21 protein-coding genes are annotated in these 22,979 nt (G+C 66.9%); 5 read left to right on the forward strand and 16 right to left on the reverse strand.

Going from position 1 to position 22,979, the window contains the following annotated elements; all coding sequences use genetic code 11:
- Positions 1–21: 21 nt before the first annotated feature.
- The 7 genes from EBMC1_RS05170 to EBMC1_RS05200 all read right to left on the reverse strand — a co-directional run bounded on the left by EBMC1_RS05170 (position 22) and on the right by EBMC1_RS05200 (position 9,530).
- On the reverse strand, positions 22–2,832 hold the full coding sequence (locus EBMC1_RS05170) for a TonB-dependent receptor (RefSeq protein WP_003041634.1): 2,811 nt from the start codon (positions 2,830–2,832) through the stop codon (positions 22–24).
- Between the two features lie 159 nt (positions 2,833–2,991).
- A complete protein-coding gene (gene pdeM, locus EBMC1_RS05175; RefSeq protein WP_003041636.1) occupies positions 2,992–3,708 on the reverse strand; it encodes a ligase-associated DNA damage response endonuclease PdeM in 717 nt (238 codons plus the stop codon).
- Positions 3,709–3,765: 57 nt separating this feature from the next.
- On the reverse strand, positions 3,766–4,824 hold the full coding sequence (locus EBMC1_RS05180) for an aspartyl protease family protein (protein ID WP_003041640.1): 1,059 nt from the start codon (positions 4,822–4,824) through the stop codon (positions 3,766–3,768).
- A gap of 77 nt (positions 4,825–4,901) precedes the next feature.
- The gene (locus EBMC1_RS05185; protein ID WP_003041642.1) at positions 4,902–7,310 is read right to left on the reverse strand and encodes a ligase-associated DNA damage response DEXH box helicase; all 2,409 of its coding nucleotides are present in this window, start codon (positions 7,308–7,310) and stop codon (positions 4,902–4,904) included.
- A 94-nt stretch (positions 7,311–7,404) separates the two neighbouring features.
- Positions 7,405–8,286, reverse strand: a complete 882-nt coding sequence (locus EBMC1_RS05190) for an OmpA family protein (protein WP_003041644.1) — start codon at positions 8,284–8,286, stop codon at positions 7,405–7,407.
- 159 nt (positions 8,287–8,445) lie between these two features.
- Positions 8,446–9,066: a LysE family translocator gene (locus EBMC1_RS05195; protein WP_003041647.1), complete on the reverse strand. Its 621-nt coding sequence runs from the start codon at positions 9,064–9,066 to the stop codon at positions 8,446–8,448.
- Positions 9,063–9,530 (reverse strand): cupin domain-containing protein, encoded by a 468-nt coding sequence (locus EBMC1_RS05200; RefSeq protein WP_003041650.1) that lies wholly within the window; start codon positions 9,528–9,530, stop codon positions 9,063–9,065. The genes EBMC1_RS05195 and EBMC1_RS05200 overlap by 4 nt, the downstream gene beginning before the upstream one ends.
- A gap of 119 nt (positions 9,531–9,649) precedes the next feature.
- Between EBMC1_RS05200 and dapE the strand changes: the two genes are divergently transcribed.
- Positions 9,650–10,783, forward strand: coding sequence for a succinyl-diaminopimelate desuccinylase (dapE, locus tag EBMC1_RS05205; protein ID WP_003041652.1), 1,134 nt, complete (start codon positions 9,650–9,652; stop codon positions 10,781–10,783).
- Positions 10,784–10,786: 3 nt separating this feature from the next.
- Here the strand turns inward: dapE and EBMC1_RS05210 are convergent, their stop codons facing one another.
- From EBMC1_RS05210 to EBMC1_RS05220, 3 genes are read right to left on the reverse strand one after another with little or no spacing between them, the layout of a single operon-like run.
- On the reverse strand, positions 10,787–11,353 hold the full coding sequence (locus EBMC1_RS05210; RefSeq protein ID WP_003041655.1) for a Smr/MutS family protein: 567 nt from the start codon (positions 11,351–11,353) through the stop codon (positions 10,787–10,789).
- 6 nt (positions 11,354–11,359) lie between these two features.
- A complete protein-coding gene (gene mltA / locus EBMC1_RS05215; protein ID WP_081611139.1) occupies positions 11,360–12,715 on the reverse strand; it encodes a murein transglycosylase A in 1,356 nt (451 codons plus the stop codon).
- 11 nt (positions 12,716–12,726) lie between these two features.
- Complete coding sequence (locus tag EBMC1_RS05220) at positions 12,727–13,395, reverse strand: Tim44/TimA family putative adaptor protein (protein ID WP_156000979.1); 669 nt, start codon at positions 13,393–13,395, stop codon at positions 12,727–12,729.
- A gap of 262 nt (positions 13,396–13,657) precedes the next feature.
- Between EBMC1_RS05220 and secB the strand changes: the two genes are divergently transcribed.
- From secB to EBMC1_RS05240, 4 genes are all read left to right on the forward strand, one after another.
- On the forward strand, positions 13,658–14,170 hold the full coding sequence (gene secB / locus EBMC1_RS05225; protein WP_003041665.1) for a protein-export chaperone SecB: 513 nt from the start codon (positions 13,658–13,660) through the stop codon (positions 14,168–14,170).
- A gap of 38 nt (positions 14,171–14,208) precedes the next feature.
- Positions 14,209–15,807, forward strand: coding sequence for a murein biosynthesis integral membrane protein MurJ (murJ, locus tag EBMC1_RS05230; protein ID WP_003041669.1), 1,599 nt, complete (start codon positions 14,209–14,211; stop codon positions 15,805–15,807).
- 3 nt (positions 15,808–15,810) lie between these two features.
- Complete coding sequence (gene trpS, locus EBMC1_RS05235; RefSeq protein ID WP_003041672.1) at positions 15,811–16,827, forward strand: tryptophan--tRNA ligase; 1,017 nt, start codon at positions 15,811–15,813, stop codon at positions 16,825–16,827.
- 114 nt (positions 16,828–16,941) lie between these two features.
- Positions 16,942–17,643 (forward strand): DUF4136 domain-containing protein, encoded by a 702-nt coding sequence (locus EBMC1_RS05240; RefSeq protein WP_003041673.1) that lies wholly within the window; start codon positions 16,942–16,944, stop codon positions 17,641–17,643.
- A 63-nt stretch (positions 17,644–17,706) separates the two neighbouring features.
- On the opposite strand, the gene EBMC1_RS05245 is transcribed toward EBMC1_RS05240, so the two are convergent.
- Genes EBMC1_RS05245 through crtY form a run of 6 tightly spaced genes read right to left on the reverse strand, consistent with a single transcriptional unit; the run spans position 17,707 to position 22,972 of the window.
- Positions 17,707–18,228 carry an AAA family ATPase gene (locus EBMC1_RS05245; protein WP_040589656.1) on the reverse strand — a complete coding sequence of 174 codons (522 nt, stop codon included), beginning with the start codon at positions 18,226–18,228 and terminating at the stop codon, positions 17,707–17,709.
- Entirely contained in the window at positions 18,225–18,797 is a 573-nt protein-coding gene (gene pnuC / locus EBMC1_RS05250; protein ID WP_003041679.1) for a nicotinamide riboside transporter PnuC, read from the reverse strand. The genes EBMC1_RS05245 and pnuC overlap by 4 nt, the downstream gene beginning before the upstream one ends.
- Positions 18,794–19,765 (reverse strand): phytoene/squalene synthase family protein, encoded by a 972-nt coding sequence (locus EBMC1_RS05255; protein WP_003041682.1) that lies wholly within the window; start codon positions 19,763–19,765, stop codon positions 18,794–18,796. The genes pnuC and EBMC1_RS05255 overlap by 4 nt, the downstream gene beginning before the upstream one ends.
- Positions 19,765–20,346 (reverse strand): TIGR00730 family Rossman fold protein, encoded by a 582-nt coding sequence (locus EBMC1_RS05260; RefSeq protein WP_003041684.1) that lies wholly within the window; start codon positions 20,344–20,346, stop codon positions 19,765–19,767. Before EBMC1_RS05260 ends, EBMC1_RS05255 begins: the two co-directional genes overlap by 1 nt.
- Positions 20,346–21,818, reverse strand: coding sequence for a phytoene desaturase (locus tag EBMC1_RS05265; RefSeq protein ID WP_003041687.1), 1,473 nt, complete (start codon positions 21,816–21,818; stop codon positions 20,346–20,348). The genes EBMC1_RS05260 and EBMC1_RS05265 overlap by 1 nt, the downstream gene beginning before the upstream one ends.
- Entirely contained in the window at positions 21,815–22,972 is a 1,158-nt protein-coding gene (gene crtY, locus EBMC1_RS05270) for a lycopene beta-cyclase CrtY (RefSeq protein WP_003041690.1), read from the reverse strand. Before crtY ends, EBMC1_RS05265 begins: the two co-directional genes overlap by 4 nt.
- Between the last annotated feature and the right edge of the window lie 7 nt (positions 22,973–22,979).

The raw sequence follows: 22,979 nt of genomic DNA on the forward strand, positions 1-22,979 counted from the left end.
AGCCGACCGCATGTTACGCGATCAGAACTTGCCGCGAAGCGTCACGCCATAGGTGCGCGGTTCGGCAAGGAACTGCGAGAACAGCTGACGGCCGCCCGGATATTGCGGATCGGCGAACGCGGTTCCGGTCGACGTGCCACCTTCCTGGAAGGGCGAGTTGAACGCGACCTGCGCATATTGCTTGTTGAACAGGTTCTGCGCCCAGAATTCGATGCCCCACTTTTCGTCGGGACCGCGAACGCCAACGCGCGCGTTGAAGATCGCATAGCCGTCCTGCGCCTTCTGCGGGAAGAGGTCCGAACCCGTGTTATAATCGCTGGTCATGCGACCATCGATATAGACGAGGCCGGTCAGGCCGCTGCTGCCGATTTCAGGCGTCCAGGTCACGCTGCCGGTCGCGACCAGTTCAGGCGCGTTCGACAGATTGCTGCCCGGCAGCAGACGCAGCGCCTGATCGAGCGGAGCGCCCGACGCAGTGCCCACCAAGTTCGCACGATATTTGGTCTTCGCGTAGGTGAGGCCCGCGGTCATGCGGAAGTTGCGCGCCGGAACCAGCGAGGCTTCGAGTTCGAAGCCTTCTGCCCGCACGCCCCAGCTTACATCGTCGGTCGGGCAGACGCCCGTCGCCGCGGCACCCGCATTATAGTTGGGCGCACCGGTGAACTTGCTCTGGTCGCGGTCGCCGCCAGCAAGGTCGCTCGAGCAGCCATTGATATTCTGCACGAGGAAGACGGTGCCGTTGAACGTATTGAGCTGGAAGTTCTTGAAGTCCGACCGGAAGAAGGTCAGCCCCGCGCTGAACGGGCCCGTCGAATATTTGGCACCCAATTCGTAGCTGGTGACCAGTTCGGGATCGAACTGGAGGTTGCCGGCAAGCGCTTGCGCCCCCGCCTGCCCGCCGAACGGCAGGATCGGCGACTTGAGCGCCGAGCGGTCGAGGTTGAACCCGCCCGCCTTGTAACCGCGCGCATAGCTTGCATAGAGCAGCAGATCATCGACCGGCTTGTACGACAGAATCGCGGTCCCGGTGAACTTGTCCTCGCCGCGCTTGCTATTGATCGAGACGCCATTCAACTCGGCGGTCGAATTGCCCTGACACGACAGTCCGATCAGCGCGCCCGCAAGCGCCTTTGCGGTCGAGTTCGATGTGGTGCTGGTCAGATCGTCCAGAACCAGACCCTGCACCGTGGTGCAGACCGTGTTGTCGTTGGTGAAGCTGGCGTTGAAGCGCTTCTTGTCATTGGTGTAGCGCAGACCCAGCGTCAGATCGAGCTTGTCGGTGATGTGGAAGATATTGTGGGTGAACAGCGCCCAGTTGCGATCGTTCTGATAGTAGCGATCGTTGATCGTCCCGAGGTCGTTGAGACCGTCGAGCGCGGTGAACGCCGAAACGATATCCGCACCCGAAGCGCCCGATGCCGCGAGGATCGTATTGCGGCCAACCCCGGCAAGATTGCCGATGCCGCCCGCCACGCATCCTGCCTGAGTCGGCGAATAGAGGCCGGCAAGACCGCCGCCCGAGATGATACGGCAATTGGCAAAACGGCCATAATCGTCCCCGAAGCGCAGATTGTCGCGAACCGTCAGCTTTTCATTGGCGTAGAAACCGCCGACGAGCCAGTCGAGCTTGCCGTCGAATGCTTCACCCTGCAGACGCACTTCCTGCGTGAAGGTGTGGAACTGGCGATAGGCGTCGTCGGTCGGCGCGAGATAGAGGATATCGACCGCGCCATAATCGAGGTCGCCGGCCTGGCCCGAACGATATTCGCGATAGGCGGTGATCGAGGTCAGCGTCGCGCCGCCGAGATCCCAGTCGATCTGGCCCGAAAAGCCATAATCCTTGGTCTTGCCGGCGAAGCTGCGGCCCGCGCTGACCGAAAGGTCACGACCATAGCCCTGGTTGAACGCGCTGAGCGGCTGGCCCAGATCATTCAGCACCTTGACGATATTGTTGGTCGTCGCGGTCGCGGGAACGCCTGGATTGTTGAGATTGCCGATGTACGGGTTGACGCTGTTGTCGACATAGATCGCGCCGCAGCATTTTTCGTTGCGATAGGTGTAGTCGGCGATCAACCGGATCGACAGCGCGTCGGTCGGTTCGAACAACAGCTGGCCGCGCAGGAAATAGCGGTCGCGGTTGTTGACGTCGGTATTGTTCGTCGTGTCGCGCAGGAAGCCGTCGCGCTTGACCCAGACGCCGTCGAGGCGCGCGGCGACCTTGTCGGTGATCGGACCGGTGACGCTGCCGGTCAGGCGCCAATAGTCATAATTGCCATAGGTGATTTCGCCGCTGGCGCCGAAGTTGAAGTCGGGCTTTTTCGAATAGATGCTGATCAGGCCCGCCGACGAATTGCGGCCGCCGAGCGTGCCCTGCGGGCCGCGCTGGACTTCGACACGGTCGATCTCACCCAGTTCGTTGAGGCCGATGCCCGAACGCGAGCGATAGACGCCGTCGATGAAGACCGGAACCGAGCTTTCGAGACCCGGGTTGTCGCCGACGGTGCCGATGCCGCGGATACGCGCCGAACCATTGGCTTCCGAGCCCGTCGACGAGACGAGCAGCGACGGCGCCACCTGGTTGAGCTGGCGAATGTCGTTGGCACCGCTGTTCTGCAGCGTTTCGGCGCTGACCGCCGAAATGGCGACCGGCACGTCCGACAGCAGCTGCGAACGGCCCTGCGCGGTCACGACGATCGCATTGGCGGTGTCTTCGGCATTATCGGTGGTGGCATCCTGCGCAAAGGCAGGCGCCGAGACGGCCGCGACGGCAATCGACACGCCGAGCGCGGTCGTGCGAAGCAGACGGGCATTCAGTAGGGAAGATGATGTCACTTTGGGCACTCCTCTCAGATAATTTCTTTTTTCGTTGCCCTTATGTCATACCGCAAATGGCGGCCCGATCCAGCGAGACCCCTGCTTTTTCGACGTTTTTGGACGGGTGATGCTTTTTGGCCACAGCCCGGCCAAGGCGCTACACGCCGCCGCGGGCCGCTATCGCGCCGCCGCCCTTTTGCTTGCCGTAGCGTCATCGCGGGTCGCCGCGGTCGAGGGAAAGGCGAGCAGCCGCCCCTGCGCATTCAGCGCCGCATGATAGCAACCGGCGAAATTGGCAGCGATCGCCGGGTCGAATACGTCGAGGCCACCGGTCAGGCTACCAAAGGCGGGCAGGATCAAGCGCTTGGCGTCATGCGCGAAGCAGGGGCGCGAGACGGGGCGGCCGCGAAGCTGCAGCCGCAGCTTGGGGTGGAAGTGCCCCGATATCTCGGGCCGCACCTCGTCCGGACAGCATTGGTGGCGCAGAACGATGCCGTCGACGCAAAGCGCGTCGGCGATCGTCCCGCCCCATGCCCCGCCGGTCAGCCCGTCGTGATTGCCGGCGACCCAGACGAGTTCGGTCATCGCCGCCAGCGCGCGTAGCCGGTCCGCCGCCGCCGGCGCGATGCGCTCGTCCGCGGTTCGATCATGAAAACTGTCGCCGAGACACCATATCGCGCGGGCGCCCGTCCGCCGCGCAAGATCGGTCAGCCGGTCGAGCGTATCCTGACTGTCGTAGGGCGGCAGCGGCTGGCCGCGCGCGGCATACCAGCTCGCCTTTTCGAGATGCAGGTCGGCGACGATCAGCGCCCCGTGCCGCGGCCAGAACAGCGCCCGTTCGGCAAGCAGGTGAAAGGTCTGGCCGGCAAAGTCGAAGGCGGGCGCGGGCGGCATCGCGCCGCTATGGCGCGCTATCCCGCCGCGGGCAAGCGCCGCGGACCGATCGCTTTGTTAGCTCCCGCGCGCCGCATTGTTGAGCGCGAAACGCTGACCGGTCTCGCGGTTCGCCCCGCTCGGCAAATCGAAGACGACGCGGCGGTTGGGGAAATCGATCTCGATCCGGTCAAACAGTGACATGCTGTCCATCCCCAGCAGCAACGCCGGCCGATCATCAAGACCCAGCGCCCGAAAGGCTTGGCTGTCAGCGAAGCTAACGGGCAAGTCGTTGATGTCCAGACCCTTGACCGTAATGCGCTTGATCGCCGTCCGCGTCGCAGGGACCGCCTCGCCAGTCACGGCGCTCAGCGTAGTCTCGACAAAGGGCACGCGGTTGGCACGCCTCGCCGCAACCAGCCGCTGCAACGCCAGATTTCCGACGCTCGTCTGCGCGCCCGTATCGACGATGAGGTCAATGCGCTTTCCATCGAGCCGGGCGTCGGACAGGATAAGGCGGCCCGCGGCATTGCGCGCGGTAACGACAATGGCGTCGTCGTCGCGGATAATCGGTGCAGCACGCTTGCGCGTTGCCAGTATCTCCATGTGCTGCTTGCGAAAGTCGATCAGGACGCGCCGGTCTTCGAGCATGTCGACGCCGATCAGGCCGGCGGCGCCGATATGGCGACCGTAGAAGGCGGGCGCGACCAAGCCGGTCATCTCAAGGTCGGTCATTTGCAGGGCGGCGACCCGAAAGCTGGGGACGGTCGCAGAGCCGCCGATGGTAGCCAGCCGGAGCTGTTCGCCCGGCGCCAGCTTGAGTCGGGCGGCCAGTTCGCGGGCGATCACGGTCCGTTCGGCGCCGGTATCGACTAAGAACGAAAAAGGCCCCTGCCCGCCGATCGTGACCTCGACTGCCATGCGCCGCGTCGCATCAAGATCGAAAGGCTGAATGAAGGGAATGAGCGTGCCGGTTGCGGGGTCGACGACCATATCGGGAGTTGGATCCGCGGCGGCCGGTGGAACAGCAGGAGCTTCGGGCGCCGCTGGCGCGCCGGCAGGCTGGGCCGATCCCATCAACAGCGGTGCGGCGAGCAACAACGCCATCAGCGCGGGGCGATGCACATTATGCTTCATGGCGGCATCCTCTCTTTATTGTTATACGCTCATAATACGCCTCTTCGCGATTTTCAGCAATCGTGCGACCAACCCCGTCATTCGCGCCCCATCGCGGTTGCCGCGAGCGTATCGGCGAGCTCGCCGAGCAGCGCGTCGTCGAGGTCCGAGGCCGCTACATTTTCGCGCCCGATCAGCACCAGCACCGGGATCGCGAGCGGGCTGATCCGATCGAGCCTTTGGTGCACCATCGTCCCCGCAGCGCGGTCGAGCAGGTCGCCGAGCCGGGCGACATCGGTGAGCCGCTCGCGCGCGTCGGCCCAGGCGGCTTCGATCAGCAGATGATCGGGTTCATATTTGCGCAGGACGTCGAAAATGAGGTCGGTCGAAAAAGTCACCTGCTTGCCCGTCTTGCGCTTGCCCGGATGCTGACGTTCGATCAGCCCCCCGATCACCGCAACCTCGCGGAAGGCGCGCTTCAGGAGGTGCGAATTTTCGACCCATTCGACGAATTCGCCTTCCAATATGGTCGCGTCGAACAGCGCCTCGGGATGCGCGACCGGCTTCAGCGACCAGAGCGCGAGCGCATAGTCGGAAGCGACGAAGCCGAGCGGCTGGAGCCCCGCGCGCTCCATCCGTTTCGACAGCAGCATGCCGAGCGACTGATGCGCGTTCCACCCCTCGAACGGATAGCAGACAAGATAATGCGCGCCCTCGTGCGGGAAGGTTTCGACGAGCAGCTCGCCGGGGCGCGGCAGCACCGAGCGCAGCGCCTGCATCTCGAGCCAGAAGCGCACATCCTCTGGAAAGCGCCGCCAGCTCGCCGGATCGGCCAGGAAGGCGCGCACCCGGTCGGCGAGCCGCGTCGACAGCGCCATCCGCGCCCCGACATAGGAGGGAATGCGCGCCGGACGCGTCGTTGCGCGCACGATGAGGTCGGTATCGCGGATCGTCTCGACCTCGAGGCTGAGGCCGGCGAAGGCGAAGGTGTCGCCCGCGGTCAGCGTGCTCGCGAAATATTCCTCGACGCTGCCGAGGCGCCGCCCGTTCTTGAAGCGCACGTCGAGCGTCGGGGCATCGACGATGATCCCGGCGTTGAGCCGGTGCTGCGCCGCGAGCCGGGGGTGCGCGATGCGCCAGCCGCCCTGCCCGTCGGGTGCCAGGCGGCGGAAGCGGTCATAGCTTTTGAGCGCATATCCGCCGTCGCGAACGAAGCCGAGCAGGCGCGCAAAGAGCGCCGCGTCGATCCAGCGATACGGCTGCGCACCGCGGATTTCGACAAGCAGATCCTCTTCGCGGAAGGGTGCGGCGCACGCGAGCGCCATGACATGCTGGGCCAGCACGTCGAGCGCGCCGGGACGGAAGCGATCGGCATCGCGCTCGCCCGCCTCGACCGCGTCGAGTGCGGCGCGCGCCTCGAGATATTCGAAGCGATTGCCCGGCACGATCAGCGCCCGGCTCGGTTCGTCGAGCCGGTGGTTGGCGCGACCGATACGCTGGAGCAGCCGCGACGAACCCTTGGGCGCCCCCATCTGGATCACGCAGTCGACGTCGCCCCAGTCGAGCCCGAGATCGAGGCTGGAGGTCGCGACGAGCGCCCGCAATCGCCCCTCGGCCATGGCGTTTTCGGCGCGCTGGCGCGCCTCGCGGTCGAGGCTGCCGTGATGGATCGCGATCGGCAACGACAGATCGTTGACCTTCCACAATTCCTGGAAAATCAGCTCGGCCAGCCCGCGCGTGTTGCAGAAGATGATCGTCGTGCGGTTCTTCGCGATTTCGGCCATCACCTGATGCACCGCATAGCGTCCCGAATGCCCCGCCCACGGCACCGCGCCTTCGGGCAACAGGATCGAAATGTCGGGATCGGCGCCGCGCTCGCCCTCGACCAGCGTCACGCGCGTCGCATCGCCCTCGGGCGCGAGCCAGGCGCGATAGGCGTCCGCATCGGCAATCGTCGCCGACAGGCCGACGCGCCGCAGCCCCGGCGCGATGCGTTCGAGGCGCGCGAGCGCGAGGCTGAGCAGATCGCCGCGCTTGCCGGTCGCGAAGGCGTGGATTTCGTCGATGACCACCGTCTTCAGATCGGCGAACATCGCGAAGCTGTCGGGATAGGACAGCAGCAGCGACAGCGATTCGGGGGTGGTCAGCAGGATATTGGGCGGCCGACTGCGCTGGCGCGCCTTTTTGTCCGAACTGGTATCGCCGCTCCGGCTTTCGACGCTGATGTCGAGGTCCATGTCGGCGATCGGGCCGAGCAGGTTGCGCTCGACATCGGCGGCCAGCGCCTTGAGCGGCGAGACATAGAGGGTGTGCAACCGGTCGGACGAGTTGGCCGCAAGGTCGATCAGACTGGGGAGAAAGCCGGCCAATGTCTTGCCGGCGCCGGTCGCCGCCACGAGCAGCGCGCTTTCGCCGCGCTGCGCCGCCGCGAGCATGTCGGCCTGGTGCCGCCGCAGCCGCCACCCGCGGTGCGCGAACCAGCCGGCGAAGGGAGCGGGAAGCGACATGCGCGAGATGTGGCGCCGACGCTGCGCCGCGGCAACCCCTTCGCGCCCGCCGATGAGGCGGGGCGGGCGCGAACCCGCCCCGCTCGCGTCTGGCTTAGAGGCCGTCGAGCCCCTTGCTGACGAGGATATTCACGGCCACGCGGCGATTCTGCGCCTTGCCTTCGACCGTGTCGTTGCTCGCTGCCGGATCGGCTTCGGCCATTCCGGTCGGCGTGAGCATGCGATAGGGCTTCCAGCCGCACGCCTGCTGCAGATAATTCACCACGCGCCCGGCGCGCTTTTCGCTGAGCTGCTGATTGAGTTCCTCGCTGCCGGTCGAATCGGTGTAGCCGACGACGAGCAGCAGGGCATTGTCCATGCTTTCCGCCTGCTGCGCGACGGCGCACAGGTCGGATTTCGCCTGCGGCGACAGGACCGACTGGCCGGTGTCGAAATTCACCGTCGTCGTGGCTTTGACATTATACTGGTCGATGTCGCCCATCCGGCCGCGCAGCGCTTCGGTGGCCGCGGTCTGTTCGGCGAACCGCTGATCGGTCCCGTTGCGAATCATCGAGGCGGTGCGCAGATCCTTGCTCTTGAGATCGATCTGGCTGGCGACCAGCCCGCCGTCCCACTGGCGCGTCTCGACCGACACGGGAAGGCCGTTGAGCAGCGCTTCGGCACCAAGCTTGTCGCGGTTCAGGCCCAGAAAGCCGCCGCTCGACTTGATCGTCGTGGCATCGGCGATGGTGATCACGGTGTTGCTGCCGTCGGCGGTCGTCACCTGCATCCGGTCGCCGCTGCGCGCCGAGATGATGCCTTCGACCTTCGGGCCTTCGGCCATCTGCGCCATATCGGGCGGCGCGGCACCGGTTACGAGCAAGGATCCGTCGCTTTCGGGCGCATCCTGCGCCTGCACCGCCACCGCGGTGCTGACCGAGCCGGCAAGCATCGCCAGCAACAACAATCGCTTCGATTTCATGGAAACTGCACGCATTACGCTACTCCTTCATTCCGAGCCGCCCCCGCGAGTTCCCGCCGCCCTTTTCTGCACCTGAAATCGTCCGGCAAGGCCGTTGAGCGATCGCGCCGTCCATATGAGCAGATTGTGCGGCGAACCGTTGGCGAGGGCGCACTTTCGGCGCAATTCGGGCGGTCAGCGGCCTGCGGTAAGCGCAAACCATATCGCCACCCCGACGATCGCGAGCGCGAGGATACGGCGAACGGTGCGGGTGCGCGCCGGGTCGGAAATCCAACCGCCGACCCGGCTCCCCGCCACGACAATGGTCAGATGCACTGCGGTCGCGATCGCGATGCTGACGAGCGCGAGCGCGAAGGCGAGGCCGAAGCCCGGCACCTGCCCGCCATTGAAGCGCGGGATGACGACGACGTAAAAGAGCATCGCCTTGGGATTGAGCAGATTGACCACCAGCCCGGAGAGGAAATGATGCCGCGACCGGCCCGGCGCGGCGATCAGCGCCGGTGAATTTTCGCCCGCGTCGCGCCAGCTTTCCCAGGCAAGCCAAAGCAGAAAGGCAGCGCCGCCCCAGCGCAAGACCTGCCACAGCAGCGGACTGGCCGACACGATGAAGGCGATACCGAGCGCCGCGGCGAGCGCGTTGACGAACAGGCCGATCGCCACCCCGGCGGTCGCGGCGAGCCCGGCGCGGCGCCCCTCGCCCATCGCGAGCGCGGCGAGCCACGCCATGTTCGGGCCCGGCGTCAGTTCGATCAGCAGCACCGCCAGGCCAAAGCCGATCCAGTCGGCGTCGGTCACGGCAGGCGTTTCGTCGGATAGGGCGTGCCGTCCTTGTGGAAATAGCCGTCGGGCGTGAACAGCATGTCGATGTCCGAATAGCCGCCGCCAGTATCGTGCAGCTTGCCGCCGCCCAAGGCGACGAAGACACAGTCGGCGCCCGATTCATTGATCAGATGATGACCGTTGGTGCTGCCCTTCGGCCATACCGCAATGTCGCCCGCGCGCATCGGCCAGCGCCCCGCATCCTCGACGAGCGTGGCTTCGCCCGAAATCATCACCAGCATCTCGTCCTCCCCGTCGTGCCAGTGGCGCTGCGACGACCAGGCGCCGGGTTTCAGCACGACATGGCTCGCGGCGAAATCGGCAAGCCCCGTCGCGGGCGCGAGACGGCGGTACCAGCGCCCCTGCACCGGCGCGTCATAGGGGGCGGGATAGCCGGTGGCGTTCGTCTGGGGGATGGTGTCGAGATCGAGCTTGGGCATGGCGGTCCTCCGATCTCCCTTTTGCCGTTCGCATCGAGCGAAGTCGAGATGCCCCTCGGCGCAGCGCACGGACGAATGGTGTCTCGACTTCGCTCGACACGAACGGATAAAGGACGCTCATGACCATGACCATCGACCCCGTCGACCTTGCCCGGGCGCTGATCGCCGCGCCGAGCGTCACGCCCGCGACCGGCGCCGTTTTCGACGTGCTGGAGGCGGCGCTCGCCCCGCTCGGTTTCACGGTCGAGCGCTTCATCGACGGGATCGAACCCGACGGGCCGGTCGAAAATCTGCTCGCGGTACGGGCGGGCAGCGGCCCGGTGCATTTCGGCTTTGCCGGGCATCTCGACGTCGTACCCCCGGGCGTCGGCTGGACCGGCGATGCTTTCGCACCGGAAATTCGCGGCGATCTGCTCTACGGCCGCGGCGCGGTCGACATGAAGGGCTCGATCGCCGCCTTCGTCGCCGCGGCGGCGGCAACCCCCGCCGACGCGGGGACCGTCAGCCTGATCATCACCGGCGACGAGGAAGGCCCGGCGATCTTCGGCACCCGCGCGCTGATGGAGCATATGGATGCGCGCGGCGTGAAGCCCGACATGATCGTCGTCGGCGAACCGACATCGGTGCACCGGCTCGGCGACATGGTGAAGATCGGCCGGCGCGGATCTGTCAATATCTGGATCGACGTGCCGGGGACGCAGGGCCATGTCGCCTATCCGCACCTGGCCGACAATCCGATTCCCAAGCTGGTGCGCATCCTGGCGGCGATCGACACGGTGACGCTCGACGAGGGGACCGCCTGGTTCCAGCCGTCGAACATCGAGTTCACCGACCTCGAGGTCGGCAATGGCGCGACCAACGTGATTCCGGCATCGGCGCGCGCGCGGCTGTCGATCCGCTTCAACGACCAGCAGAAGGGCGCCGATCTGGTCGCGATGGTCGAGCGCATCGCGCAGGATGTCGAGCCCGCGGCCAAGGTGATCGGCAAGATTTCGGGCGAGGCCTTTCTGACCCCGCCGGGCGCGTTGTCGTCGCTCGTCGCCGAAGCGATCCGGGCCGAGACGGGCATCGAGGCCGACATGTCGACGACCGGCGGCACCTCTGACGCGCGCTTCCTCCACGCGCTGTGCCCGGTGGTCGAATTCGGGCTGACCAATGCGACGATGCACAAGCTCGACGAGGCGGTCGCGGTCGAAGACCTGCACAATCTGACGGCCATCTATCGCGGCATATTGGACCGCGCCTTTCGCTGACGCCTAATCCTCGCGGCTGCGCCGCAGGATGACATAGACCGCGCCCGCACCGCCATGGCTGATGTGCGCGGGGCGCAGCGCGACGATGCGGTCGGCATGGGGCGACACCGCCAGCCAGTCGGCAAGCGAGGCGCGGATTGCGCCGCGCGGGCGCGGTTCGTGCGGCTGCGGCAAGCGGTCGGCGCCCGGCCGCAGGCGCCCCGCGACGACGAGCAGCACGCGCGCGCCGCGCAGCAGCGCCCGCCCGATCGCGTCGTCGAGCAGCGCCTGCGCCGAGGCAAGGCTGTGGCCGTGGAGATCGATGCTGAGGTCGGGGCGGACGTGCCCCTTGCGCAGCCGCCGGTCCCAATGGCTGTCGAGCGTCGCCTGCCCATGGGTACGGCGCGGCGGGGGGAGCGCGGCGGGCCGGGCCCGCGCCGCGGCGGCGATGCCGAGCGGCTCCGGCTTGGGTGGCCGCACCGTCGGCGGCGCCGCCGGTTCGAGCGGCGACGGTGCGCGGTGGAGCGGCTTCACCGTGGCCGCGACCCGTTTCCACAGCGCATTTTCTTCAGGAGCGAGGCGCCGCGCCATCGCCGGTCAGCGCGCGGCGGCGGTGAGCCGCGCGACCGCGGCGCGCGGCAGCAGGATCAGCGCCGAACCGCGCGCCGCCATGCCACCCGCGATCGCACGCGCCTTGTCGCCGGCGCCCCAAAAGCTGTCGAACCGGTTCGCGCCCTTGATCGCGCCGCCGGTGTCCTGCGCCACCCACAGCCCATTGGGCTCGGCGCGGTCGAGCGAGAGGAAGACCGGGGCGCCGAGCGGCACATATTTGGGATCGGCGGCGACGCTCGCGCGGCCCGTGACCGGCACGCCGAGCGCGCCGAGCGGCCCTGGCCCGGTCAGCTCGCGGAAGAAGACCCAACTCGGATTTTCGTTCATAACGGCGGCGCCGCGAACCGGGTCGGCGCGCAAATAATCGAGGATGCCCTGCATCGAGGCCTGCCCCGGCTGGAGCGCGCCGCGGTCGAGCAGCAGCTTGCCGATGCCGACATAATCGCGGCCGTTCTGGCTGTCGTAACCGATCCGCATGACGCCGCCGTCAGGCAGGCGCAGCCGCCCCGACCCCTGCACCTGCAGGAAAAAGAATTCGGCCGCATCGGCCGCCCAGGCGATTTCGAGGCCGCGCCCGGCGAGCGCGCCGCGTTCGATCGCGAGGCGATCATAATAGGGGACAAAATTGCTGCCGTCGACGCGGCCCCGGATCTTCTTGCCCTGCAAATCTTTCGAAAACAGGCCGAGGTCGACGTCAACCAGATCAGCGGGGCGGCGGTAGATCGGCACGTCATAGCCCGGCCGCCGCGTCCGCGAGGCGGCGATTTCGGGTTCGTAATAGCCGGTGACGAAGGCGGTGCCTGCACCGACCTGCACCGTGCCGAAATAGCGGCTGAAGAAATTGCCGGCATCGCGGTCGGCCCAGCCGCTTGCGGCGCTGCACGCCTCGGCCCATTCGCCGGGCTGCGTGAGCCCGCTCGCATCGGTACGGCGCTGCACCGAAGGGCAGCTCAGCCGGAAGGCGATCAGCGCGGCGGTCGCCTGTTCGGGTGCAACGCCCAGCGCATTATATTCGGGACCGGCAACGACGCCGCTTTCGACCGCGCTGGTCGCGGTCGCAGGAACCGGCGGCGCGGCGAGCGGCGGATTGGGGGTTGCGGGAATCGGCTTCGCGGCGGCGCCCGGCGGCACCGAGGGGCGCGGCTGATAAGGGCGCGGGGTGGCGGTCGTGGGGGCCGGAGTCGGTGTCGGTGCCGGGTTTGTCGCCGGGGCGGGGCGCGGTCCGGGGGCCGCCGGGATCACGGAGGCACAGCCCGACAGCAGCGGAACGGTCAAGAGAAGCGCGAGGCCGACGCAGCGAAGGCGCGGCCTGCGATCCGGCACGGCGTCCCCCCGGAACATCCTGCTGCCGCTCAGGCGACGTCGGCTTCGTCGAGCAGCCAGTTGGGATCGCTGCTGCCGACCTTGCGGCGGAAGGTCCACAGATCGTCGGTCTGCACCCCGTCGGTCATCGATCCGGCGATCAGCTTGCCGTCGGCATCGCGCGTCACCGCGCTGATATCCGCCTGATAGCGCACGGTGATGCGCGCTTCATTGCGGCCGAGTTCCACCGCCGTAATCTTGGCCGAATCGATCCCGATCAGGCGGTTTTCCAGCTTTTCGCCGCGCTCTTCGCGATCCTCGATCGCCGCGATGAAGCCTTCGTAGCTGTCGTCATCGCACAGGTCGCGCAGCGTGTCGCGGTCGCCTTTCCAGAAGGCCTCGAGGATCATGCGATAGGCCGCCTGCGCACCGTCCATGAAGCGGCCGGCATCGAAGTGGCGGTCGCTCGCGAGCAACTGGCGCAGACCGGCTTCGGCAGAGGGTTCATAGACCAGTCCGCTGTTCACCGGCGCCTGATCGCGCGACGAGCCCGCGGCGTCGGCTTCGTCGAGCCGCACCGGCGCCGGCGCGGCGCGGTCGTCGCGGCGCGGCATCACGGGTTCCTGCTCATGCCCCGTCCGCTTGCCGAGCACCGAATAGAGCCGCATGCCGAGGAAGGCGGCAATCATGGCGAGCAGGATGATCGAGAAAGCGGTCACAAGCAAATCCGATACGGACAAAGGGTAAAGACGTCGCCTTTACATAGGCGATGCCGGCACATGTTTCAAATCTCCATGACCGCACCATCGCGGCGGGTCAACGATTCGTCCCTTCGCCAGGCGCCGGGCCGCGGCTCTTGCAGCCATTGTGCTGGCGCGCCGCCGCTGCTAAGCGCCGCCGCAACCATTTGACGCGGGCCTTGCACGGCCTGCGGACGGTGACCCACATTTCATCCATCGTTTCAACGAAAGCGCATCTGACATGGCCGACGAGACCAGCATCGACATCAATCCCGCACCGCAGGCGAATGGCGAAGACACCAGCCCCGCGATCGGCCTGATCTCGCAATATGTGAAGGATCTGTCGTTCGAAAACCCCAATGCTCCGGCGGTTTTCCAGTGGCAGTCGGCGCCGCAGATGGATGTCCAGTTCAACATCGCCGCCGATGGCGTCGGCGACAATCTGTTCGAAGTGACGCTGAAGATCGACGTCACCGCCAAGCATGACGAAGGCACGGCCTTCGTCATCGAGCTCAAATATGCGGGCCTGTTCGGCGTGCGCAACGTCCCCGACGATCAGCTTCAGCCCTTCTTCCTCGCCGAAGCGCCGCGCATCCTGTTCCCCTTCGCACGCCGCGTCGTTGCCGACGTCGTGCGCGACGGCGGTTTCCAGCCGCTGCTGCTCGACCCGATCGATTTCCACGGCCTGTTCATGCAGCAGGTGCAGGCGCAGGCCGAACAGGCGGGCGACGCCGCGCCGGTCGGCCAGGCCTGATCCGACTTGCAAACCCCGGTGGTTGACGGCGGGGCGGCATGAGCAGCCTGGTCAAGAGCGTCGGGACGATCGGCGGGCTGACCCTGCTCAGCCGGATCTTCGGCTTCGCGCGCGACATGCTGCTCGCGCGCGTGCTCGGAGCCGGGCTGGCGGCCGACGCCTTTCAGCTCGCCTTCACCCTGCCCAACACCTTTCGGCGCCTGTTTGCCGAGGGCGCCTTCTCGGTCGCCTTCGTGCCGATGTACAGCCGCGCGCTGCACGGCAGCGAAGGCGACGGCGAAGCGGCGGCGGCGCGCTTCGCCGACGATGTTCTGTCGGTCTTCCTGTGGACGCTGCTCGTCTTTTCGGGCGTCATGATGGCAGCGATGCCGGGAATCGTTTGGGTCCTCGCGCGCGATTTCGGCAGCGTTCCGGGCAAATTCGAGCTGGCGGTCTTCCTCAGCCGCGTCACCTTTCCCTATCTGGCGCTGATCAGCCTCGTCGCGATGCTGTCGGGCCTGCTGAACGCGCGGTCGCGCTTTGCGCCCGGCGCCTTTGCGCCGGTCCTCCTCAACATCGTGCTGATCGGCGGGATCATCACCGGCTGGTGGCTGCGCGGCGACAGCCACGACGACCGGATCGTCGCGATCGCACTCGCGGTTTCGGTCAGCCTCGCCGGGGTCGCCCAGCTTGCCTATCTTTGGTGGGCGGTGCGCCGCGCCGGACTGCGCCTGCATCTGCGGCTACCGCGGCTGACGCCCGAGGTCCGGCGGCTGGGCATGCTGATCCTGCCCGCGACGTTCGGCGCGGGCATCTATCAGATCAGCCAGTTCGTCGACACCTTCTTCGCCACTTCGCTGCCGCAGGGGTCGCTGACATTGCTCAAGCTCGCCGACCGGCTCAACCAGTTGCCGCTCGGCATCGTCGGCATCGCGCTCGGCACCGCGATCCTGCCGATGCTGTCGCGCCATATTCACAGCGGCGACGCCGCTGAGGCGCAGCGGTTGCAGAGCAATGCCTTTGAAATGGCGACGCTGCTCACCCTGCCCGCCGCCGCAGCGCTTGCCATTTGCGCGCCCGCCTTCGTCACCGCCTTTTTCGTCGGCGGCAAATTCACCGCGGCCGACGGCGCAATCATGGCCCATATCGTCGTGGCACTGGTCGCGGGGCTGCCGGCCTATGTGATCGTCAAGATATTGAACCCCGGCTTCTTCGCGCGCGAAGACACGCGGACGCCGGTGTGGACCGCGCTCGCCGCGCTCACCCTCAATATTGCGATCAACCTCTATGTCGTCGAACGCTATGGCATCGTCGGGCTCGCCGGGGCGACCGCAGCGTCGGCAAGCTTCAACTGCCTGCTGCTCTATGCCGTGCTCCACCGCCGCGGCTGGTTCCATTTTACCGCCCGGCTGGCGAGCCGGATCGCGCGGCAGATCGTCGCGGTCGCAGCGATGTCGGCGCTGCTCGTCTGGCTGATGCCCGTCGTCGCCCCCTATTATGGCGGCAATGTCGCTGAACGGGTCGGCGCGCTCGCCGTGCTCGTGCTGGCGGGCGGCGCGACCTTTTTCGCCGTGGCTTTCCTTGTCGGTGCGCTTGACAAGGATCTGGTCGCCATGCTGACGCGGCGCCGCGGCAAGCCCGCGCCAACACAGGAGTAAGACATGCGGATCGTTTCGGGCATTCAGCCCACCGGAAATTTGCACCTCGGCAATTATCTGGGCGCGATCCGCAATTGGGTGCGGATGCAGGATCAGGTGGCGAGCGAAGGCGGCGACTGTCTGTTCTTTCTGGCCGACCTGCACGCAATCTCGATGCCGCACATCCCGGCCGATCTGACCGCAAACACCCGTGCGATGACTGCGGCGCTCGTCGCCTGCGGCATCGACCCCGACCGTTCGACCCTGTTCAACCAGGCGCGCGTCCCCGCGCATGCCGAGCTGCAATGGCTGCTCAACGGCACCGCGCGGATCGGCTGGCTGAACCGGATGACGCAGTTCAAGGACAAGTCGGGCAAGAATCGCGAGGGCGCCTCGGCGGCACTCTACACCTATCCGGTGCTGCAGGCGGCCGACGTGCTGCTCTATCAGGCGACGCACGTTCCCGTCGGCGAGGACCAGAAGCAGCATCTGGAGCTGGCGCGCGACATCGCGCAGAAGTTCAACAATGACTATGCGAGCGTGGAAGACCCGGTCTTCACCCTGCCCGAACCGATCATCCCGCCCGACGCAGCACGGATCATGAGCCTGCGCGACGGGTCGGCCAAGATGTCCAAATCCGATCCGTCGGACATGAGCCGCATCAACCTGACCGACGACGCCGACACGATGATGCAGAAGGTGAAGAAGGCGAAGACCGATCCCGAACCGCTGCCGTCGGAGGCCGCAGGGCTGGAGGGGCGGCCCGAGGCGCGCAATCTGGTCGGGATTTACGCCACGCTTGCCGACTCGAGCACCGACGCGGTGCTGCAACAGTTCGGCGGGCAGGGCTTCGGCGCGTTCAAGCCGGCGCTCGGCGAGCTGCTGGTCGAGCGGCTGGCGCCGATCAACGCGCGCTTCGTCGCGCTCAAGGACGACCAGGCGGCGCTCGACGCGATCCTCGACAAGGGCGCCGACAAGGCGCGCGCGCTTGCAAAGCCGACGCTCGACACCACATATAAGGTCTTAGGGCTTTGCCGCTAAGTCATTGTCTGCGTGGAACGGAGCTGCGACGAAGCGGGTTAAACCAAGGTTCAGCCGCACCGGCGTAGTCATGCTATAAACGGTGTGTGCTGTGCGCGCACCGAATCACGGAGCATGATGATGAGCAAGACAATCTTTCGGCGTCTGGGACTCGCCGCCATGACCGGCGCGGCGCTGGTGATGGCCGGCTGTGCCGCCACGCCCTTCCGCGCCGATGTCGCGCGCTTCCAGACCCAGCTTCCCGCACCGCAAGGGCAGAGCTTCGCGATCGAGGCGAATGACCCGGGGCTGCAGGGCGGGATCGAGTTCGGTCAATATGCGACGCTCGTCGCGGGTGAACTGACGCGCTATGGCTATCGTCCCGCTGCCCCCGGCGAAAAGGCCGACATGGTCGTGCGCATGGATTATGGCATCGACAAGGGACGCGAACGCGTCGTTTCCTCGCCCGGTTTCGGCAATCCCTGGTACGGCGGCTATTACGGCCGCGGCTTCTATTCGCCGCCCGTGATCGTGCGCGGCCCGCGGGGACGCCGCTATATCTACGGCTGGCGCGACCCCTTCATGTGGGGCGGCTTCGGCCCGAGCTGGGGCTATAACGACGTCGAAAGCTTCACCGTCTACACCAGCGACCTCAACCTGCAGATCAGCCGCGCCGCCGACGGCTATCGGCTGTTCGAAGGCCATGCGCAGGCGCAGTCGCGCGACAATGACCTGACGCAGATCGTTCCCAACCTGGTCGAGGCGATGTTCACCAACTTCCCCGGCAATTCGGGCGAACGGGTGCGCATCACCGTGGCGCCGCCCGAAAAGAAGTAAGCGCCAAAGGCGTTTCTGCAAAAGCCCGCCTTCGCACCGAAGGCGGGCTTTTTCGTGCGCGGGCTATCGATCGAGCCCCGCCGCCGCGATCGCGGCGAGCGCGCTTTCGAGGCGAGCGTCGCCGTCGCCTTCGACCCAGGCCCAAGGCAGACGGCGGCGGTCGAGTTCGGCGATCGCAACGTCCATGAACTGCCGCCGCGCAAGGTCGCTGCCGAACAGCCGCGTGCCGTCCTCTCGCCACGGCAGGTCGAGCGCGGGGACGAGGTAGAAGTCGGCGACATCACTCCAGGTGTCGATTTCGGGCAAACGCCGACCGAGCAACATGATCGCCCACGCCTGGGTCATCAGCGGATCGGTGTCCGAAATCATCCACGCCGGAGCTTGCGCGAGGGCAAGCTTCGTCGCGGCGATGTGGCCGTGGAAGATGGCGAGCAGGTCGCCGGCTTCGAGATCGGTACCGTTCGCTTCGCAATAGGTGCGGCCATATTCGGGGACGACCACGCCGCCGAGACGCGCGGCAAGGCGCGGCGCCAGCTTCGACTTGCCGGTCGATTCGGCGCCGTGGAGGCAGATATGGCGCGTCATGCCGGCATCGCCGCGGGCGCGGCGGCGGCGCGGCGCCACTGGATCAGCCCGTCGATCGACAGTCCCAGCAGGACGATATAGACCGCGCTGGTCGCATAAAGACCGCGCCAGGCGAACAGCGGCACCGCGATCAGATCGACCAGAATCCACAGCCACCAGCTTTCGACGCGGCGCCGCGCGAGCAGCCATTGCGCCGCGATGCTGAGCATCGCGATGCCGCCGTCGATCCACGGCGCCGCGGCGTCGGTATAGCGGTGCATCGCCGAGCTCCACAGGACCCAGGCCGCCGCAACGGCGGCGCCCCACCGCCAGCGATCGCGGCTGGGCATCCACCCCACGGGCACGCCGCTGTCGTCGCGCGCGCGGACCCAGCTGAGCCAGCCGTAAAGATTGAGGACGAAGAAAAATCCCTGGAGCAGCATGTCGCTGTACAGCTTCGCTTCGTAGAAGACGAAGGCGTAAAGGGTGACGGCAGCGAGCGCGAAAGGATAGTTCCACACCTTGCGCATTGCGACCAGCGCGACGTTGATCAGGACGAGCGCGGCGGCCAGCCATTCGAGCTGGCTCATTGCGCCGCCTCCGCATCACCGGCGAACCGCGGGCGGGTCCACAGCCCGTCTCGGGCGATCCGCCGCAGCGGCGGGCGGCGCAGCACCGACCAGCCGGCGCGCGCCACCCAGCCGAATTTCGCGGCGCGCGTCGTCGCGGTGCGATGGTCCCACGCATGATCGCCGCGGCGCCGCACCGCGCGCGCGATGTCGCCATAGATGCCCGCGGCCGCAAGCACCGCCCAGCGGCTGCGCGGCGGCAGCTTGCGCGCGCCCCAGCGCGCTGACGCTTCATATTCCCCGGCCATTTCGGCGAGCCATTTCGCCATCACGGCAAGGCGCGGGCGAAAGGCCGGATGCATATGCTGACCCGGCGGAATATCCAGTTCGACCAGCCAGTCGACCGGAAGATAGCAGCGGTCGGCCGCCGCATCTTCGGCAATGTCGCGCGCGATATTGGCGAGCTGGAACGCTATGCCGAGGTCGGACGCGCGGTCGAGCGTCGTTTCGTCCGCCGGATCGACCCCCATGACGAGCGCCATCGCGACGCCCACTGCGCCCGCGACATGATAGCAATAGCGCAACAGATCGGCCTCGCTGCGCGGGCGCCAGTCGGCGGCGTCGAGTTCGAAGCCCGCGACGATGTCGTCGATCACCGCGCGCGGGATCGCGACCTCGGTCAGCAACAGGCCGAGCGCGTCGAAGGCGGGATCGCCGGTAGGATCCCCGGCAAAGGCGCGATCGGTCAGGTCGCGGATGCGCGCGACCGCCGCCACCGCGTCGTGCCCCGCGCGCATGGTGCCGCCATGATCCTGCCCGTCGGTCAGATCGTCGGCGGCGCGACACCAGGCATAGAGCAGCAGCACCCGTTCGCGTGTCCGCCGGTCGAACAGCCGGCTGGCGAGCGCAAAGCTTTTCGACCCGCGCGCGATGCTGTCGTGCGCAAAGCGGTGCAGGGCCGCCGCATCATAGCCCCCCGCCGCGGTCATTACAGATCGTCGGCCTTCATCGCGAAGATCGGCTCGTGCGGCTGGTAAGCCGCCATCTTGTCGAGCAGTTCGTCGATTCCCGCATCGACGATCATGATCCCGGCGTGCGCGGGGCGGATGAAGCCGACGTCGATCATCCGGCGATTGAAGGCGATCAGATCGTTATAGAAGCCCGCGGCGTTGAGCAGCCCGACGGGCTTGGCATGATAGCCGAGCTGCGCCCAGCTGATCGCTTCCCACAATTCATCCATCGTCCCGACGCCGCCGGGGATGGTCAGAAAGCCGTCTGACAGGTCGGTGAACATCTTCTTGCGTTCGTGCATCCCCGAAACGACGTGCAGTTCGGTGCAGCCGCGATGCGCGACCTCGGTCCCGACGAGCGCATCGGGGATCACCCCGATCACCTCGCCGCCCGCTTCCAGGGCGCTGTCGGCGACCGCACCCATCAGCCCGAGCCGGCCGCCGCCATAGACGACCCCGATGCCGCGGCTCGCCAGCGTCCGGCCGACGTGGCGCGCGGTTTCCATATAGATCGGATCTTCGGGGGTTGCGGACCCGCAATAGACGGCAATGCGTTTCATCATTCTTCCAACATCAATTGGGCGGTCGCCTTCGCGCTGCCGACGACACCCGGAATACCGGCGCCCGGATGCGTCCCGGCGCCGACGAAGTAAAGGTTCGAAATCATATCGTCGCGATTATGGGCGCGAAACCACGCGCTCTGCCATAGCACGGGTTCGAGGCTGAAGGCGCTGCCAAGATGCGCCGACAGATCGCGGCCGAAATCGGTGGGCGTATAGTGAAAACGCGTGACGAGATTGGCGCGGAGGCCGGGCGCGACGCGGCGTTCGACCTCGTCCAGGATCGCGTCGGCAAAACGCGCGCCGAAATCGCCGTCCCAGTCGGCCTTCGCCTTGCCGAGATGCGCGACGGGGGCAAGCGCGTAGAAAGTCGAATGGCCGGGGGGCGCCATGCCGGGATCGGTGATGCTGGGATGATGGAGGTAGAGCGAGAAATCGTCGGGGACCCTCCCGCCATAGATGTCATCGAGCAGCCCCTTGTAGCGCGGGCCGAAGAGGATGCTGTGGTGCGCGACGTCCGGATAGTCGCCCTTCGCCCCGAAATGGACGACGAAGAGCGATGGCGACCAGCGCTTGCGCGCCAGGCTTTTGGCGACCTTCGCCCCGCGCGAATGGTCGAGAAGATCCCTGTAGCTGTGCATCAGGTCGCCGTTGCACGCGACCATATCGGCCGCGCCCTGCCAGCCGCTGGCGGTCACCACCCCGGTCGCGCGATCGCTCTGCGTCTCGATCCGCGCCACCGGATCGCCCAGCCGCAGCACCCCGCCCAGCCGCTCGAACAATCGCACCATCGCCGCGACCAGCGCGTTGGTGCCGCCGCGCGCGAACCACACGCCGCCGTCCTTTTCGATCGTGTGGATCAGCGCATAGATGCTGCTGGTCGTCATCGGATTGCCGCCGACGAGCAGCGTGTGGAACGACAGCGCCTGCCGCAGCCTTTCGTCCTTCACATAAGAGGAGACGATCGAATAGACGCTGCGCCATGCCTGATATTTCGCGAGCGCAGGCGCCGCGCGCAGCATCGCGGCGAAATCGAGGAAAGCGACCGAACCGAGCTTCACATAGCCTTCTTCGTAAACGCCGCGCGAATAGTCGAGGAAGCGCTCGTACCCCGCGACATCGGCGGGATCGAGCCTTGCGATTTCGGCGCGCAGCGCCGCTTCGTCATTCGAATAATCGAAGTTGGTGCCGTCGGACCAGTTCAGCCGGTAAAAGGGCGTGACGGGCACAAGGTCGACGTCGGCCGCCATGTCCTGACCGCTGAGCGCCCAAAGTTCATTGAGGCACGGCGGGTCGGTGATGACGGTCGGCCCGGCGTCGAAGGTAAAGTCCTCGCGCCGCCAATGATAGGCGCGCCCGCCGGGCTTGTCGCGCGCTTCGACGACCGTGGTCGCGATCCCCGCCGACTGGAGCCGGATCGCGAGCGCAAGCCCGCCGAATCCGGCACCGATAACGATGGCTCTTCGCGTCATAGCCAGTCGAAACTCCCGATTGCCCTGATTGCGCGTCCGATAGGCACCGGCGGGCGGCCCGACAAGAGCCGCAGCCGGTCGGCACCGCTCGACGCGCTGGCATAGAAACGCGCGATCAGCGCGGGCGACAGGCGATAGAAGCGCTGAAAGATGCGATAGCGCTCGGCCGGTTCCGCCGCGCGGAACAGCATCGCGCCGAGCATGCGGTAAAAGCGCTGGCGCCGCCACGCGGCCGCCGCATCGGTGCGCAGCCGCGCGCAGAGATCGGCGCGATCGACGAGCGCGGGCAGCGCCGCCGCGGCGCGCACCGCGTCGGGCAGCGAATAGCCGGTCGTCGCATGAAAGCGCCCCGCGCGCACGCCGATACGCGCCACGGCGTCGTCCCGCGGCCAGATCGCGTCGAAATCGCCCGCCATGACGACGGGCAGCCAGCCGGTTTCCTCGCGCGCGACTGCACTGACCGTCCACCCGCGCGCCGCCGCATAATCGGCGATCCGCGCACGTACCGCGCCGACGTCAAGGTCGGCATCGTCGCCATAATAGGTGTCCTCGACGAAGACGGTCTCGGCATCGAAGGGCAGACAGTAGACGAAGCGATAGCCGCCGATCTGATCGACCGTCGCATCCATCACCACGGGCTGGGTGAGGCCGTGCCCGCCCGCGACGCGCAGCGCCTGTCCGACGAATTTCTGCCAGCCGCAATCGATTCCCGCGAGATCGCCGATCCCGCGCGCGTCGATGACGTGGCGCGCGGCGAGCCGGTCGCCCCCCTCCAGCAGCACCGATTGCGGCGCGAGCCGCGTCGCCGCCTTCGCGATCAGCCGTTCGGGCGGCAACAGCGCGGCGACCGCCTCCGCCAGTGTTTCGCTGTCGATGCTGTTGTAGGGCATGGCAATCGCGCGGCGATAGGCGGGAAAAGCAACGTCATAGCCGCTCCAGCGATGCGCGATCAGCGGCTCGATCAGCCAGCGGTCGCGCGCCGCGACGTCGCCGTCGAAAAAGGACCAGAGATGATTGCCGCCGACCGGCCCCGGCTCGATCAGCCGCACGTCGAGATCGGGGCGCCGCCGCGCCAGCGCGAGCGTTGCCAGCCCGCCGGCGAGCCCGCCGCCGACGATGGCGATGTCGCAAGAGTCGGAATCGGCGCCGTTCATCCAGCAG

This window comes from Sphingopyxis sp. MC1 (genome assembly GCF_000371385.1).
Classification (GTDB): Bacteria; Pseudomonadota; Alphaproteobacteria; order Sphingomonadales; family Sphingomonadaceae; genus Sphingopyxis; species Sphingopyxis terrae.